This window comes from Intrasporangium sp. (assembly GCF_040414665.1).
Taxonomy (GTDB): domain Bacteria; phylum Actinomycetota; class Actinomycetes; order Actinomycetales; family Dermatophilaceae; genus Intrasporangium.
Genome location: NZ_JBEDUL010000051.1, coordinates 1 through 12,676 on the forward strand (window position 1 = coordinate 1; position 12,676 = coordinate 12,676).

The 12,676-nt window shown below is 69.2% G+C and carries 15 protein-coding genes; 7 read left to right on the top strand and 8 right to left on the bottom strand.

The window, feature by feature from the left end:
* Positions 1 to 1,374 (bottom strand): cytochrome c oxidase subunit I (locus ABF401_RS05340; RefSeq protein WP_353508499.1); only part of this gene is annotated, 1,374 nt, incomplete at its 3' end.
* 100 nt (positions 1,375 to 1,474) lie between these two features.
* Between ABF401_RS05340 and ABF401_RS05345 the strand changes: the two genes are divergently transcribed.
* Both ABF401_RS05345 and ABF401_RS05350 read left to right on the top strand, forming a co-directional pair.
* A complete protein-coding gene (locus ABF401_RS05345; RefSeq protein ID WP_353508500.1) occupies positions 1,475 to 2,083 on the top strand; it encodes a hypothetical protein in 609 nt (202 codons plus the stop codon).
* Position 2,084: 1 nt separating this feature from the next.
* Positions 2,085 to 2,822, top strand: coding sequence for a S1C family serine protease (locus tag ABF401_RS05350; protein ID WP_353508501.1), 738 nt, complete (start codon positions 2,085 to 2,087; stop codon positions 2,820 to 2,822).
* Positions 2,823 to 2,904: 82 nt separating this feature from the next.
* Here the strand turns inward: ABF401_RS05350 and ABF401_RS05355 are convergent, their stop codons facing one another.
* The 5 genes from ABF401_RS05355 to ABF401_RS05375 form a co-directional block, all read right to left on the bottom strand.
* Positions 2,905 to 3,510: a hypothetical protein gene (locus tag ABF401_RS05355; RefSeq protein ID WP_353508502.1), complete on the bottom strand. Its 606-nt coding sequence runs from the start codon at positions 3,508 to 3,510 to the stop codon at positions 2,905 to 2,907.
* A 33-nt stretch (positions 3,511 to 3,543) separates the two neighbouring features.
* Complete coding sequence (locus ABF401_RS05360; protein ID WP_353508503.1) at positions 3,544 to 3,861, bottom strand: hypothetical protein; 318 nt, start codon at positions 3,859 to 3,861, stop codon at positions 3,544 to 3,546.
* A 137-nt stretch (positions 3,862 to 3,998) separates the two neighbouring features.
* Positions 3,999 to 4,406 (bottom strand): PRC-barrel domain containing protein, encoded by a 408-nt coding sequence (locus ABF401_RS05365; RefSeq protein ID WP_353508504.1) that lies wholly within the window; start codon positions 4,404 to 4,406, stop codon positions 3,999 to 4,001.
* A gap of 57 nt (positions 4,407 to 4,463) precedes the next feature.
* Complete coding sequence (locus ABF401_RS05370) at positions 4,464 to 4,886, bottom strand: MerR family transcriptional regulator (RefSeq protein WP_353508505.1); 423 nt, start codon at positions 4,884 to 4,886, stop codon at positions 4,464 to 4,466.
* Entirely contained in the window at positions 4,886 to 5,242 is a 357-nt protein-coding gene (locus ABF401_RS05375; RefSeq protein ID WP_353508506.1) for a hypothetical protein, read from the bottom strand. The genes ABF401_RS05370 and ABF401_RS05375 overlap by 1 nt, the downstream gene beginning before the upstream one ends.
* A 145-nt stretch (positions 5,243 to 5,387) precedes the next feature.
* On the opposite strand from ABF401_RS05375, the gene ABF401_RS05380 reads away from it, so the two are divergent.
* Complete coding sequence (locus tag ABF401_RS05380) at positions 5,388 to 6,422, top strand: hypothetical protein (protein ID WP_353508507.1); 1,035 nt, start codon at positions 5,388 to 5,390, stop codon at positions 6,420 to 6,422.
* A 9-nt stretch (positions 6,423 to 6,431) separates the two neighbouring features.
* On the opposite strand, the gene ABF401_RS05385 is transcribed toward ABF401_RS05380, so the two are convergent.
* Positions 6,432 to 6,863: an NINE protein gene (locus ABF401_RS05385; protein WP_353508508.1), complete on the bottom strand. Its 432-nt coding sequence runs from the start codon at positions 6,861 to 6,863 to the stop codon at positions 6,432 to 6,434.
* A 238-nt stretch (positions 6,864 to 7,101) separates the two neighbouring features.
* Between ABF401_RS05385 and folE the strand changes: the two genes are divergently transcribed.
* A complete protein-coding gene (folE, locus tag ABF401_RS05390; RefSeq protein ID WP_353508509.1) occupies positions 7,102 to 7,758 on the top strand; it encodes a GTP cyclohydrolase I FolE in 657 nt (218 codons plus the stop codon).
* Positions 7,759 to 7,795: 37 nt separating this feature from the next.
* On the opposite strand, the gene ABF401_RS05395 is transcribed toward folE, so the two are convergent.
* Positions 7,796 to 8,164 carry a carboxymuconolactone decarboxylase family protein gene (locus ABF401_RS05395; protein WP_353508510.1) on the bottom strand — a complete coding sequence of 123 codons (369 nt, stop codon included), beginning with the start codon at positions 8,162 to 8,164 and terminating at the stop codon, positions 7,796 to 7,798.
* A 211-nt stretch (positions 8,165 to 8,375) separates the two neighbouring features.
* Here ABF401_RS05395 and ABF401_RS05400 point away from each other — a divergent pair, with 211 nt between their 5' ends.
* From ABF401_RS05400 to ABF401_RS05410, 3 genes are all read left to right on the top strand, one after another.
* Complete coding sequence (locus ABF401_RS05400) at positions 8,376 to 9,038, top strand: phosphodiesterase (protein WP_353508511.1); 663 nt, start codon at positions 8,376 to 8,378, stop codon at positions 9,036 to 9,038.
* 109 nt (positions 9,039 to 9,147) lie between these two features.
* Positions 9,148 to 9,807, top strand: coding sequence for a methyltransferase domain-containing protein (locus ABF401_RS05405; protein WP_353508512.1), 660 nt, complete (start codon positions 9,148 to 9,150; stop codon positions 9,805 to 9,807).
* A complete protein-coding gene (locus ABF401_RS05410; protein WP_353508513.1) occupies positions 9,807 to 12,653 on the top strand; it encodes a cation-translocating P-type ATPase in 2,847 nt (948 codons plus the stop codon). Before ABF401_RS05405 ends, ABF401_RS05410 begins: the two co-directional genes overlap by 1 nt.
* Positions 12,654 to 12,676: the final 23 nt, after the last annotated feature.

Here is a 12,676-nt window from a genome sequence, read left to right on the forward strand (position 1 = left end):
GCCCTCGATCCCGAGCCAGTGCTGGATGAGGAAGGTCGTGTGGAAGCCGAGGAAGAGCATCCAGAAGTGGATCTTGCCGAGCTTCTCGTCGAGCATCCGGCCGGTCAGCTTCGGCCACCAGAAGTAGTAGCCGGCGAACATGGCGAACACGACGGTGCCGAAGACCGTGTAGTGGAAGTGCGCGACGATGAAGTACGTGTCGGAGACATGGAAGTCGAGGGCGGGGCTGGCGATGATGACGCCGGTCAGTCCACCGAAGAGGAAGGTCACGAGGAAGCCCATCGCCCAGAGCATGGGCGTGTCCATCGAGACCTTGCCGCCCCACATCGTCCCGATCCAGTTGAAGAACTTGAGCCCCGTCGGAACCGCAATGAGCATCGACATGATCGCGAAGAAGGGCAGCAGCACTTGGCCGGTCGCGTACATGTGGTGCGCCCAGACGCTCGTCGAGAGGGCCGCGATGGCGATCGTCGCGAACGCCATTGTCTTGTAGCCGAACAGGGGCTTCCGGCTGAAGACAGGGACGACCTCGCTGATGATGCCGAAGAAGGGAAGCGCGATGATGTAGACCTCGGGGTGGCCGAAGAACCAGAAGAGGTGCTGCCACAGCATCGGCCCGCCGTTCTCCGGGTCGAAGATGTGCATCCCGAACCGGCGATCCCCGCCCAGGGCGAAGAGCGCCGCAGCGAGGACGGGGAAGACGACGAGGACGAGGATCGAGGTGATCAGCACGGTCCAGGTGAACATCGGCATCCGGAACATCGTCATGCCCGGGGCGCGCATGCACACGATCGTCGTGACGAAGTTGACCGCGCCGAGGATGGTGCCGAACCCGGCCAACGCAAGGCCGAAGACCCACAGGTCACCGCCGAGCCCCGGGCTGTAGCTGACGTCGGACAGCGGCGCGTAGGCGAACCAGCCGAAGGAGGCCGCACCCTGGGGGGTGAGGAACCCTGCCACCGTGATGAGCCCGCCGAAGAGGTAGAGCCAGTAGGCGAACATGTTGAGGCGCGGGAACGCGACGTCGGAGGCGCCGATCTGCAGCGGCATGATGGCGTTCGTGAAGGCGGCGAAGAGCGGCGTCGCGAAGAGCAGCAGCATGATCGTGCCGTGCATCGTGAACAGCTGGTTGAACTGCTCCTTGGTGTCCACCACCTGCAGGCCCGGCGAGACCAGCTCCGCGCGGATGAGGAGGGCGAGCACGCCGCCCAAGAGGAAGAAGAGGAAGGTCGTGGCGAAGTAGAGGTTGCCGATGACCTTGTGGTCCGTGGTGGTGAGAACTCGGTAGATCCGTCGCCCCGGTTCCCTGCGGGTCGGCGGCCGGTCGACCGGCACCTCCCGCGTCGCGGTCGTTGGACCTGCTGTGGTCGCCATCCGGAAATAATATGGCAAACGCCGTATAAAAAACAGGCTCGCGAGCTGTCCTGCGCTGATTCCCGTGACGGGACAGGCCAGCTGGGCCACGATGTCCGATGTGGGCGATTCCCTTGACATCTTTTCCGCCGACCCGGAGCCCGAGCCGTTCGTCCCGCCCTATGTGACGACGCCTCCGGTCCGGCATCGTGATCGCACGCGCTCGGCGTTGATCGCGACCACGTGCCTGCTGGCCCTGACGCTGGTAGCCGGCTCAGCGGCATACGTCTACACCAACAACTCTTCACGGGAGTGGAAGGCCACCGCCGAGCAGCACGAAGCCGAGCTGGCCGACATGACGGCGGAGCGGCAGCAGGTCCAGGGGCTGCTCGACGCCTCTCAGGCGGCGCTCGCCCAGACGAAGGGCACCCTCAAGGAGGTCACCGAGCAGTACAACGACGCCTCGGACCGGATCCGCGACCTCGCCGACGAGAAGGCGCATGCGGCCGACACCGTCGGCGTGCTCGGCTCGGCTGTCGAGCGGTCCCGCGTCGTCGCGCTCCAGCTCGACAAGTGCGTCGCCGGCCTGCAACAGCTGCAGGACTACCTCATCGACATCGACAGCTACGAGAAGTCCGACGTCCTCGCGGCGGCCGAGGAGATCGACCAGGGGTGTGACCGGGCTCAGGAGGCCAGCGACGCGTTCGTCAGCTGGCTGGAGGGGGACTGACGTGCGGCGGACCCGTGCCGTCGCCGGAGCCGTCCTCGTGCTGGCGTCGTCAGCAGCCTGCGGCGACCTGGCGCCGATCGCGCCGCCGGAGGTACCCGTGGCCACGGCCCTGCCTGTGACGCCGTCGCGGTCGCTCGACCTCGAGGCCGGCGAGGCGACGGTCGAGGGATTCACCGAGCTCGAACGGGCCGCGCTGCGCATCCGCAACATCGGTTGCGGCGGGGTGCGCACGGGCTCCGGCTTCGCCATCGGCGACCACGTGCTGGTGACGAACCGGCACGTGGTGGCAGGCGCCACCACGCTCGAGGTGAGCACCTTCGACGGCAAGGACATCGATGTCCGCACGTCCGGCGCCGCGACCGTCGCGGACCTGGCGATCGTGCGGACGAAGGAGAAGCTGCCGGCGTCGATCACGCTCGCACCCGCGAATCCCGACGTGGGACAGACGGTCACAGCCATCGGCTACCCGTTGGGCGGGCCGCTGACAACGACGAGCGGTCAGGTGCTCGGCTATCGGAAGGACCCCGTCGCGAAGTCCAACCTCCCCATGCTGCTCAACTCTGCACCCGTGGAGCACGGCAGCTCGGGCAGCCCACTCGTCGACATCACCGGCCAGCTCGTCGGTGTGGTGTATGCCTCGACCGGGCCCGGCCACAACTACGCCGTGCCCATCGAGGTGCTCGAGGGCGTCCTCGCCAAACCGCAGTCGTTCGCGGGCAAGACGAACTGCGACGAGTGACCGGGTGACGGTGTGACCGAGTGACCGAGTGACCGAGTGACCGAGTGACCCACCCGATCGACTCGTGGGCAGGCCCGTGCCGTCAGGTGCAGTTGGGGCAGGGGCCGGCGACCGGCATCTCCATGAAGCACGTGGGACAGATGCTGCCGCGTCGCTCCTCGCGAGACCTCGGCGTCGCGCGGGATGGCGACCTCGGCGCTGCCCTCCCCTCAGGGCGGCCAGCAGCCGCCCCCCGAGGTCGACCTGCATGGGTGACCACGGTCGGGCGCGCATCGGCTGGCACGTCATCGCACCAACGGCGGTAGCACTCAAGGCGAGCGGCCGCGGCGTGGTTCTCGCGCTCGACCCCGTCGGCGATCGGTGGCTGGCCGGCGAGCCGGAAGACCTCGTCGTACCCGGCGCCGACCCGCCCGTCGTGTTTGAGGATGACGAGGGAGGTCAGGGCCGGCTCCTCACGGAGGTGGTTGGCCTGGGCGACCATCTTGAGCAGGTCGCCGACCCAGTTGCGCAGCGGAGCATCCGTGTGAAGACCGGACCGGCGCTGCACCTCCTCGGCCAGATCGCCGTAGGTGATCACCGCGTTGTAGCGGCTGGCGGTCTCGACGAGCGTGTCGTATGCGTGCTTGACCCAGTACTTCTTGCCCACCGTCGGGTTGACGAACCGATCCTCGCTGCCCGTCTGGCTCATCCCTCGATTCTGCCCCGTCGCCTGACCCCATGGTCACTCGTGGTGTGCGCGAGCTGATCGCGCCGCGCTGGAGCCACCGAGCACGGAACCGAAGACGGTCGAGACGCCCAGCATGAACCCGAAGTCGTACCAGGTGCCGTTGTTGCGGACCTCATAGATGCCCACACTGTCGTTGAACAGCGAGACGATGAACGTCACCGGGCTGATGAACCCCTGCCACAGACCGAGCCAGAAGCCGGCGTCCGAGCCGCTGCTCGCGAGCGGGTTGCCGGAGGCCGCGCAGCCCGACAGCACCGCGATGAGCGCGATCGCCACCGCGAGACGAGCCAGCCGACCGAGCCTCGTGGCCATGAGACCACCTCCCCGACACCAGTCTGCGTACTCCGGGGGGCGGTCACAAGGCTTCGACGATCAGCTCGATGACACGGCAAGAGCGGTGCGCCGGCCCTCCGCCAACGCACCGCCCGGTCCGTTACCTCAGCAACCGCTCAGACACGCGGTCCGTAGTAGTCGCTGTAGTACCCGCCGAGACGGTCGCGGTACTCCGGGTCGTCCCAGCCGGTCTCGCCGAGCTCCGGCGAGTCCTTGATCTCGTCCTTGCTGCGATCGACGTGGATTGCCTTGTCCTCCCAGTCGACCCGCTCGATCGTGCCCGCGGGCAACATCACCTTGCGGCCGAAGATCCACGGACCGGTGTCCACGACGACGTAGCTGGACCCCACCTCGTCCGTCGCGCCGTCAACCTTGCCGATCGACCCGTCGGTAGCCTCGACGCGGAAGCCGACGAGGTCGTGCTGCCGACCGGTCGGGTCCTCTGCCACATCGCCGGTGACGTCCCGGTCGCCTGAGTGGATGTCGTCTCGGTAGTTCCACGGATCCCAGTTCTGGGCGGTCATGCGCCATTCCTTCCCTCGGTGGTGCTTGCGTGGAGTCCTACCCGCGCACGAAGGGGCCTAACGATGACCCGCGGCGATGGGCTCGAACGGGATGGGGCAATCGTCAACGCCCGCACACTCCGTCAGGTCGTCGCAGCCCGCGTCCATGGCCGCGACGAGGCGATCGCGAATGGTGAGCAGGTCGGAGATGCGGGCGTCCACCTCGACGAGCTTGTCGCGGGCGAGGGCTTGCAGCCCGGCTGGGCGGCGCCCGGTGCCGTGATGATGCCGTCCGACGGTCAGCAGGTCCGAGATCTCGTCGAGCGTGAACCCCAGCCGTTGGGCCGCCTTGATCACCCGCAGGGTGGTCACCGTCTCGGGTGGGTAGATGCGGTGGCCTCCGAGGCTGCGCTCCGGCGTCGGCAACAGCCCCCGGCCCTCGTAGTAGCGGAGGGTCTCGAGGTTGACCCCGGCGGCCGCGGCGACCGCTCCGGCGCGCATCAGGCCAACCGACCCGTTCGCGCGCCGTCGGCCCAGGCGATGAACGCGTCGAGGACGGCGGACTGCGACGGAGGCACGCTCACATCGAGCGTGATCGTCTGGGCGCCAGTCGCATCCACGTCCTCGCCGAGCTCGAAGGTGAAGAAGCTGCAGCAGGCGGTCTCCTTCGACGCAAGGTCGCGGATCCGCGTCTCGAGGGCGTGGTCCTGCGGGAAGGTGAGTCGCGCCCATTGGGCCGCAATGGATTCCGTTGCCAGCACCTCGCGGAAGAGGGAGCCCCATTCCGCCGATCGGGTCGGCCGCTGCGCGGTCGGGAGTGTGCAGGCGTCGGCCACGCTGTGGGGCAGTTCGCTCATGTCGGTCTCCGTTCTGGATGGGGGCGCCGACTCGTCGGCGCCGTCCCTTCACGGTAAACCCGTAGGTTGGTACGGATTGCAACCCGACGTGAAGGCTGGCACGCAAACCAGCTCAGCGGCATACCTCCGCTTGTACTCTCACGACATGGACGCAGGCGCCCCGGTGGCTCGGTTCACCGGCATGACGGCGGGCTACGAGAGCTTCTACCTGCGCGCGACGGCACCGGAGGGTGGGCGGGGCTTCTGGTTGCGGTACACCGTCCGCGTCGCTCCCGACGAGCAGCCGACCGGCTCGCTCTGGCTCACGTGGTTCGACGCGGCCGAGGGCCCGGTCGCCACGAAGGTCACGGTCCCGGGGCCGGAGGCAGCCGACGGCGCCGCCGGTCCACTCCTGCAGATCGGTGGCGCCACGTTCGGCGAGGGCTGGGCGGTCGGGGCCATCGGTCACGCCGACCACCGGCCCGGAGCCCAGTGGGACCTCGCCTTCACGGGTGAGCCACGACTCGAGCACCTCGCCCAGCCGAGGCTGTACACCGCGTCCTTCCCGAAGACCAAGCCGGTCAGCCTGCATCCCTTCGCGCGCTTCACCGGATCCGTGAGCATCGACGGCCGGCACCATGACATCGACAACTGGCCGGGGATGGTCGGCCACAACTGGGGCTCCCAGCACGCGGAGCGGTGGATCTGGCTGCACGGAATGCACTTCGACGATTCCGGCGACGACACGTGGATCGACGTCGTCCTCTCGCGCGTCAAGGTCGGCCCGGTGCTGGCGCCGTGGGTGGCGGCGGGAGCGATCTCGATCGACGGGGCGCGCAGCCCCCTCGGCGGCGTCGGCCGCATCCTCGGGACCAACGTCGCGGAGCAGCCCGCGGGCGCACAGGTGTCACTGGGCGGACCCGACGGCCTCACCGTTGGGGTGGACGTCGGGGCCGAGCGGGAGCGGTTCGTCGGGTGGAGCTATGCCGATCCGAACGGCAACACCCACGACGTCGCCAACTGCTCCATCGCCGACATCGAGGTCGCGGTCAGCCGGCCCGGGCGTCCGGACCTTCTGCTGCGCTCCGCCGGCACCGCTGCCTACGAGCTGGGGATGCGGGAAGTCGACCACGGGATCGCGATCCAGCCCTTCGTCGACATCCCGCGGCCAGAGGTGAGCCGCCCCGAGCCGCTGGCCTGAGGCAGCAGGTCACCAGTTGAGCAGGAGCCGGTCTTCCTTGTCGCGGAAGGCGCCGACGATGATCATCACCAGGTCGATGAGGGCCCAGATGCCGAGCCCGCCGAAGGTGACGAGCTGGAGGATCCCCGTGCCGACCTTGCCGACGTAGAACCGGTGCACCCCGAGGACGCCGAGGAAGAAGCACAGGAGGGTCGCCGCGAGGCGTGAGCTCGGGCTCACTGGCTGCCCCGTCGCGTCCACGCTGTAGTGCGTGCCGATCTGTCCGGGTGCAGCCGTGTTGAGCGGAGCCAGCTGCTCGGTCCAGGCTTCGCCGTTCCAGTACCGCGACATCGGCTTCCCCTCCGGGTCCGGATACCAGCCGGCGGGCGGGTTTGCCTGGCCGGGCTGCTGGTCGGGCTGCTGGGCGGGCTGCTGCTCTGGCTGTGGTTCTGGTGTCGACATGGTTCCTCCGTCGGTGGTGCGTGGTGTGGTAGCGCAGCGGAGGCGAACACCAGTCCCCCCTGGCAGTGACCACGCTAGCGCTCCCCGGTAACCGCAGGCGAACAGGATCCCGATTGCGATCCCCGTTTGTGAGGGTCCGTCGGCGTCTGTGTTCAGCGGTTGGGTGGTGGAAGTGGTTGACGGCACGGCGGGCGGCTTCTAAAATCAACAAAACGCAACTTTAGAAACGAGGTCACCGATGCAGACGCCGGCCACTGCCGAAACCATCGTCCAGCCGGCCGAGCCGGAGTTCTCGACGGTACCGGGTCGCTGGCGACCCAGGATCGTTCCTGCTGTTCGGGACGTCGACCTCGCAGCGGCCGAAGAAGGGGCGCGCCATCTGCTCGCGGCACTGGGCCTCGACCTCACGGACGAGTCACTGGCCGACACCCCGCGCCGGATGGCTCATGCATTGGCGGAGATGACGAGCGCTCCGGAGTTCGACCTCACGACCTTTCCCAACGACGGCGGCTACGACGAGATGGTCCTCGTCGAGAACATCCCGGTCCGGTCGCTGTGCGAGCACCACATGCTGCCGTTCCTCGGCGTGGCGCACGTCGGCTATCTCCCGGGCCACCGAATCCTGGGCCTGTCCAAGCTCGCCCGGATGGTGGAGTTCCACGCCCGTCGGCCCCAGACACAGGAGCGCCTGACGAAGCAGATCGCCGACCACCTCGGCGAGCTCCTCGAGCCCCAAGGGATCGGCGTCGTCGTGGAGGCGGAGCACACCTGCATGAGCGTCCGGGGTGCCCGCGCGCAGGGCGCCCGGACCGTGACGTCGGCGCTGCACGGCCGGCTCCGGGAGGACCCGGCCAGCCGGGCGGAGTTCCTGGCCCTCGCCAAGGGTCGGCACTGAGCGCCGGTCGGCGCTGTCGAGCCGCCCGTCGGACCGGTCAGTCCTCGACGAAGTCCTCGAAGGCGGCGTAGGCGCGCGGCCCGAAGACCGTCCCTGGACCGCCTGCCATGAGGATGGTCACGCCGATGGCCTCGGCCACCTCCTGCCGGGTCGCACCTGCGCGTGCTGCCCCGCGGGCATGCGAGGCAATGCAGCCGTCACACTCCTCGCTGACCGCGATCGCCAGGGCGATGAGCTCCTTCGTCTTCGTGTCGAGGGCGCCGGGCGCCAGAGCGGCCTTGTGCAGCTCGCTGAAGCCCGCGTACACCTCGGGGATGGCCCGACGCAGGGACCGGCTGAGGGGAGCGATGTCCTGCAGCACCTGCTTGCCGTGGGCGTGGTTCTCGATGGCGGCAGTCCCAGTCATCGCGGTGCCTTTCGTAGAGGGTGGTGGATCAGGCCGAGGTCAGCAGGAGCCTCGAGATCGGGGCCTGTCCTGTCCTTCGAACCTAACCCCCGCGGCCGATGCGAGCACCCCGCCCGAGGCGGCTGTTCGATGTGAGGTCCGCCACCGACTGGCGCCGCAGGCCGCACCGCCTCTGGCGTGACCGGCGTGCGCCAAGGGGTATGGACCGGACGTGACCACCGCACCAGTGCAGGCCGGCGCCAGGGCGGCCGGCGGAGCCCTCGCCGGCACCCTCGGCGCGGTTGCGTTGCTGACCCACCGCAAACCGCTCCACGCCAAGGGCCGCACGCACCACGCCTCCCTTCGGGTCGACGCGCCGCTCGGCGGCACCGGAGTGCCCCTGATCTCCGAGCGCGGCCAGCACCAGTGCATCGTGCGACTGTCGAGGGCGATGAGCACTCCCGACGGGTGGTGGGACATCGGCGGCTTCGCCCTCCGGATCGAGCGCTCCGGCGCTGGCGGCGGCCCGGCGGACCTGCTCTTCGCCAGTACCGGCGTCGGTCGGATCGGACGTCATGTGCTGCGCGCGACTCGGCACCCGATGGACGAGCCGATGACGACCCTGCTGCCCGTTTGCGCGGGCGCGTCGTCGCTGCTGCTCCTCGTTCGTCCACTGGCCGGCCGTGCCGAGGAGTTCGAGCTGAGTGTCGGCCTGGATGGCGCGGACTGGTCGCCGGTGGGGATCATCGAGGTCGGTGCCGAGATGGCCGGGGCCTCGCCGCGCTTCGATCCGCTCGTGCGTCGGCTCGAGGGAACGTCGCCACCCACCTGGGTCACCGCGTTGCGTGAGCCGGCCTACCGCCTGGCGCGTCGACTCGGCCGCCGGACCCACTGAGCCGGCCAGCGGGGGCGAGCCCAGCGGCATACGGCCAAAGCATGAAGAGGTATGCCGCGGACGGGCCTCGAGCAACGCCGGCCCCATTGGGATCGGGGATACTCGACCCATGGCCGGTTGCTGTGATGCACGAGGTTGCGACACGTTCTTCGGACCCCGCCTCGCGCATCAGCTCGCGAGCCGCTACCGCCGTCGTGGCCTGGACCGGACCTCCCAGCGACTCGTGGACTGGCTCGTCGATCAGGGCATCGAGGGCGCCACCGTGCTCGAGATCGGTGGTGGGGTCGGCGAGATCCAGCTCGAGCTGCTCCGGCGTGGCGCAGGCAGGACGACGAATCTCGAGCTGAGCTCCGCCTACGACCCCGAGGCCGCGGCCCTCGCGGCCGAAGCCGGGATGACGAGCCGGGTGACCCGTCGCCTGGGCGACCTCGCGGTCGAGGCCGACGTCGCGGACGCGCACGACTTCGTCGTCCTGAACCGGGTCGTGTGCTGTTACCCCGATGTCGAGGCCCTGGTCGGGGCTGCCGCGCGACATGCGAGAAGAGGCGTTGTCCTCACCCACCCGCCGCGTCACCTCGGCTCGGTGGCCACCCTCACTGTGGTCAACGGTGTGCAACGGATCCGGGGCCGCGAGTACCGCGCCTTCGCTCACCCGCCCGAGACCATGAAGGCTGTCCTGCTGGACCATGGCTTCGTGCCGCGGCACGTGCACAAGGGCGCGTTCTGGCAACTCCTCACGGCCCCGCGCCCGGCCGCGGAAGCGGTGTGATGACGACGAGCGGGGTGCAGCTCGAGGATCCCACCGTCCTGTCAGCCGAGCGGGTTGCCGCGCTGCTGGAGGCCGACCCCGAGGGGGGTCTGTCGGACGCGGAGGCGCGGGCCCGGCTGGAGGCGGACGGGCCGAACGAGTTGCGGGCCAAGCCGCCGGTTCCCTTGTGGCGCAAGGTTCTCAGCCAGTTCCAGGATCCGCTCATCTATCTGCTTCTCGCTGCCATCGTCATCTCTCTCGCAGCATGGGCGGCCGAGGGGGCCGCCTCCCTGCCGGTCGATGCGATCGTCATCGCCCTGATCGTCATCGCCAACGCGATCCTCGGACTCGTTCAGGAGGCGAAGGCCGAGAGCGCCGTCGCCGCCCTCGCCTCGATGACCGCCGCCGCGTCGACCGTGGTGCGGGACGGGCGGCTCGTCACGGTGCCGGCTCACGACCTGGTGTGCGGTGACCTGCTGAGCCTCTCGGAGGGCGACTCCGTCGGGGCTGACGCCCGCCTCCTGTCCGCCTCCGCGCTGCGGCTCCAGGAGTCGTCCCTCACGGGGGAGTCGACCTCGACCTCGAAGTCGCCGGAAGCGTTGGACGCGCCGGCCTCCCTCGGGGACCGCCGCAACATGGTCTACCGGGGAACCGCGGTCGTGCAGGGGGTCGGGCTGGCCGTCGTCACGAGCACCGGCATGGACACGGAGATGGGCAAGATCGCCGACCTGCTCGATCGGACGGAGCAGGAGCCCTCGCCCCTCCAGCGGGAGATCGCAGCCGTCTCGAAGATGCTCGGCCTGCTCGTCATCGGCATCGCGGTCGTCGTCATGGCCGCGATCGCCCTGCTGAACGGCGTCGACGACGCGAACGACGCCGTGACCATCCTGCTCCTCGGCGTCTCGCTCGCCGTCGCCGCCGTGCCCGAGGGTCTTCCCGCGATCCTCTCGGTGGTCCTCGCCATCGGCGTCCGCGCCATGGCCCGCCGGAACGCTGTGATGAAGGACCTCCACTCGGTCGAGACCCTCGGTGCCGCCTCCGTGATCTGCTCGGACAAGACGGGCACCCTGACCCGCAACGAGATGACGCTGAGCCGGATCATCACTCCGAGCGGCCGCGTCGAGCTGTCCGGCACCGGCTACCGCCCCGAGGGTGAGGCGACCTACCGGCCCACTGACGGCAGCGAACCGGACCTGCTCCGCGAGTCGCGCAACGTCGTCGCGGCCGGGGCCCTGGCCAACAACGCGCAGCTCCTCGAGGAGGACGGCGCGTGGACGATCCAGGGCGACCCGACCGAGGCCGCGCTCCTCGTCGCCCTGCGCAAGCTGGAAGACGCCGAGCGTCTCGTGGCCGGCTACGAGCGGGAGGCGGAGGTGCCCTTCACGTCACAGCGCAAGATGATGTCGATCCTCGGCCATCACGTCGAGGCGGATGAGCACCGGCTCTTCGTAAAGGGGGCGCCCGACGTCCTGCTCGGACACTGCGACTGGGTGCGCGTGGGGGACCAGGTCGTCCCGCTCGACGACGACCATCGCGGCGGCTTCCTCCGGGCGGTCCAGGGGCTGTCGACCGACGCGTATCGGACGCTCGGGGTCGCCTACCGTGACGTCGTTCCCGATGCGATCGCCGCGGTCGACCCGGGCGGACGACACAAGATCGACGAGTCCGCCGAGTCCGGTCTCGTGCTCCTCGGCGTCGTCGGCATCATGGACCCACCCCGCGACGAGGCCCGGGACGCCGTCTCCCAGGCCCATCGCGCCGGGATCCGCACCGTGATGATCACCGGAGACCACCCCGGCACGGCGGCGCGCATCGCCGCTGACCTCGGCATCGCCCGTGCGGACCAACCCGCGTTGTCCGGGGAGGAGATCGACGCCCTGGACGACGAGGAGTTCCGTCGTGCCGTGCTCGACGCGGCCGTCTACGCCCGGGTCGCGCCCGAGCACAAGCTCCGGATCGTCGACGCCCTGCAGAGCCACGGCCTTGTCGTTGCGATGACCGGCGACGGGGTCAACGACGCCCCCGCCCTCAAGTCGGCGGACATCGGTATCGCGATGGGCATCGCCGGCACGGAGGTCACCAAGGAGTCCGCGCGGATGATCCTCGCCGACGACAACTACGCGACCATCGTCGATGCCGTCCGTCAGGGCCGCGTCATCTTCGACAACATCAAGAAGTTCCTGCGCTACCTGCTCTCGTCCAACCTCGGCGAGGTCGCAACGGTGTTCTTCGGCGTCGTCCTCGCCGGAGTCATCGGCCTCTCCGACGCCGGCGCGGCCGGCGACCTCGTGCTGCCCCTTCTCGCGACGCAGATTCTCTGGATCAACCTCGTCACCGACTCGGGACCGGCGCTCGCCATGGGCGTCGACCCGGAGGTCGACGACGTCATGGCGCACCCACCCCGGCGACAGACCGACCGGATCCTCGACCGAGCCATGTGGACCAGGATCGGCTTCATCGGCGTCGTCATGGCTGCGGTCACCCTGCTGACGATCGACATCATGCTCCCGGGTGGCGTGGTCGGGGGAGGCACGTCGTCGCTCGAGGTCGCCCGCACCGCCGGATTCACAACCCTGGTCATGGCCCAGCTGTTCAACGCCCTCAACTCACGGTCCGACCTGACGAGCGCCTTCTGGCACCTGACCGACAACCGCTGGCTCTGGGCGGCGATCGCCCTCGCCCTGGTCCTACAGGTCCTCGTCGTGCAGGTCCCGTTCCTCCAGACCGCGTTCGGCACCGAGTCGCTCAGCCTCGGGCAATGGCTCATCTGCATCGCGATGGCTTCGATGGTGCTCTGGCTCGAGGAGCTGTCCAAGCTGATCCGCCGCCGTCGCCGTCAGCACCGCAGCCCCTCCCCGATCGAGTGAACAACTTCGGCACCCGGAAGCTG

Coding starts and splice junctions, on each gene's coding strand:
- ABF401_RS05355 (WP_353508502.1), bottom strand. CDS start 3,510: ATGAGCCAGACGGGCAGCGAGGATCGGTTCGTCAACCCGACGGTGGGC.
- ABF401_RS05360 (WP_353508503.1), bottom strand. CDS start 3,861: ATGGCCACGAGGCTCGGTCGGCTGGCTCGTCTCGCGGTGGCGATCGCG.
- folE (WP_353508509.1), top strand. CDS start 7,102: ATGCAGACGCCGGCCACTGCCGAAACCATCGTCCAGCCGGCCGAGCCG.
- ABF401_RS05410 (WP_353508513.1), top strand. CDS start 9,807: ATGACGACGAGCGGGGTGCAGCTCGAGGATCCCACCGTCCTGTCAGCC.
- ABF401_RS05370 (WP_353508505.1), bottom strand. CDS start 4,886: ATGCGCGCCGGAGCGGTCGCCGCGGCCGCCGGGGTCAACCTCGAGACC.
- ABF401_RS05405 (WP_353508512.1), top strand. CDS start 9,148: ATGGCCGGTTGCTGTGATGCACGAGGTTGCGACACGTTCTTCGGACCC.
- ABF401_RS05375 (WP_353508506.1), bottom strand. CDS start 5,242: ATGAGCGAACTGCCCCACAGCGTGGCCGACGCCTGCACACTCCCGACC.
- ABF401_RS05365 (WP_353508504.1), bottom strand. CDS start 4,406: ATGACCGCCCAGAACTGGGATCCGTGGAACTACCGAGACGACATCCAC.
- ABF401_RS05395 (WP_353508510.1), bottom strand. CDS start 8,164: ATGACTGGGACTGCCGCCATCGAGAACCACGCCCACGGCAAGCAGGTG.
- ABF401_RS05385 (WP_353508508.1), bottom strand. CDS start 6,863: ATGTCGACACCAGAACCACAGCCAGAGCAGCAGCCCGCCCAGCAGCCC.
- ABF401_RS05380 (WP_353508507.1), top strand. CDS start 5,388: ATGGACGCAGGCGCCCCGGTGGCTCGGTTCACCGGCATGACGGCGGGC.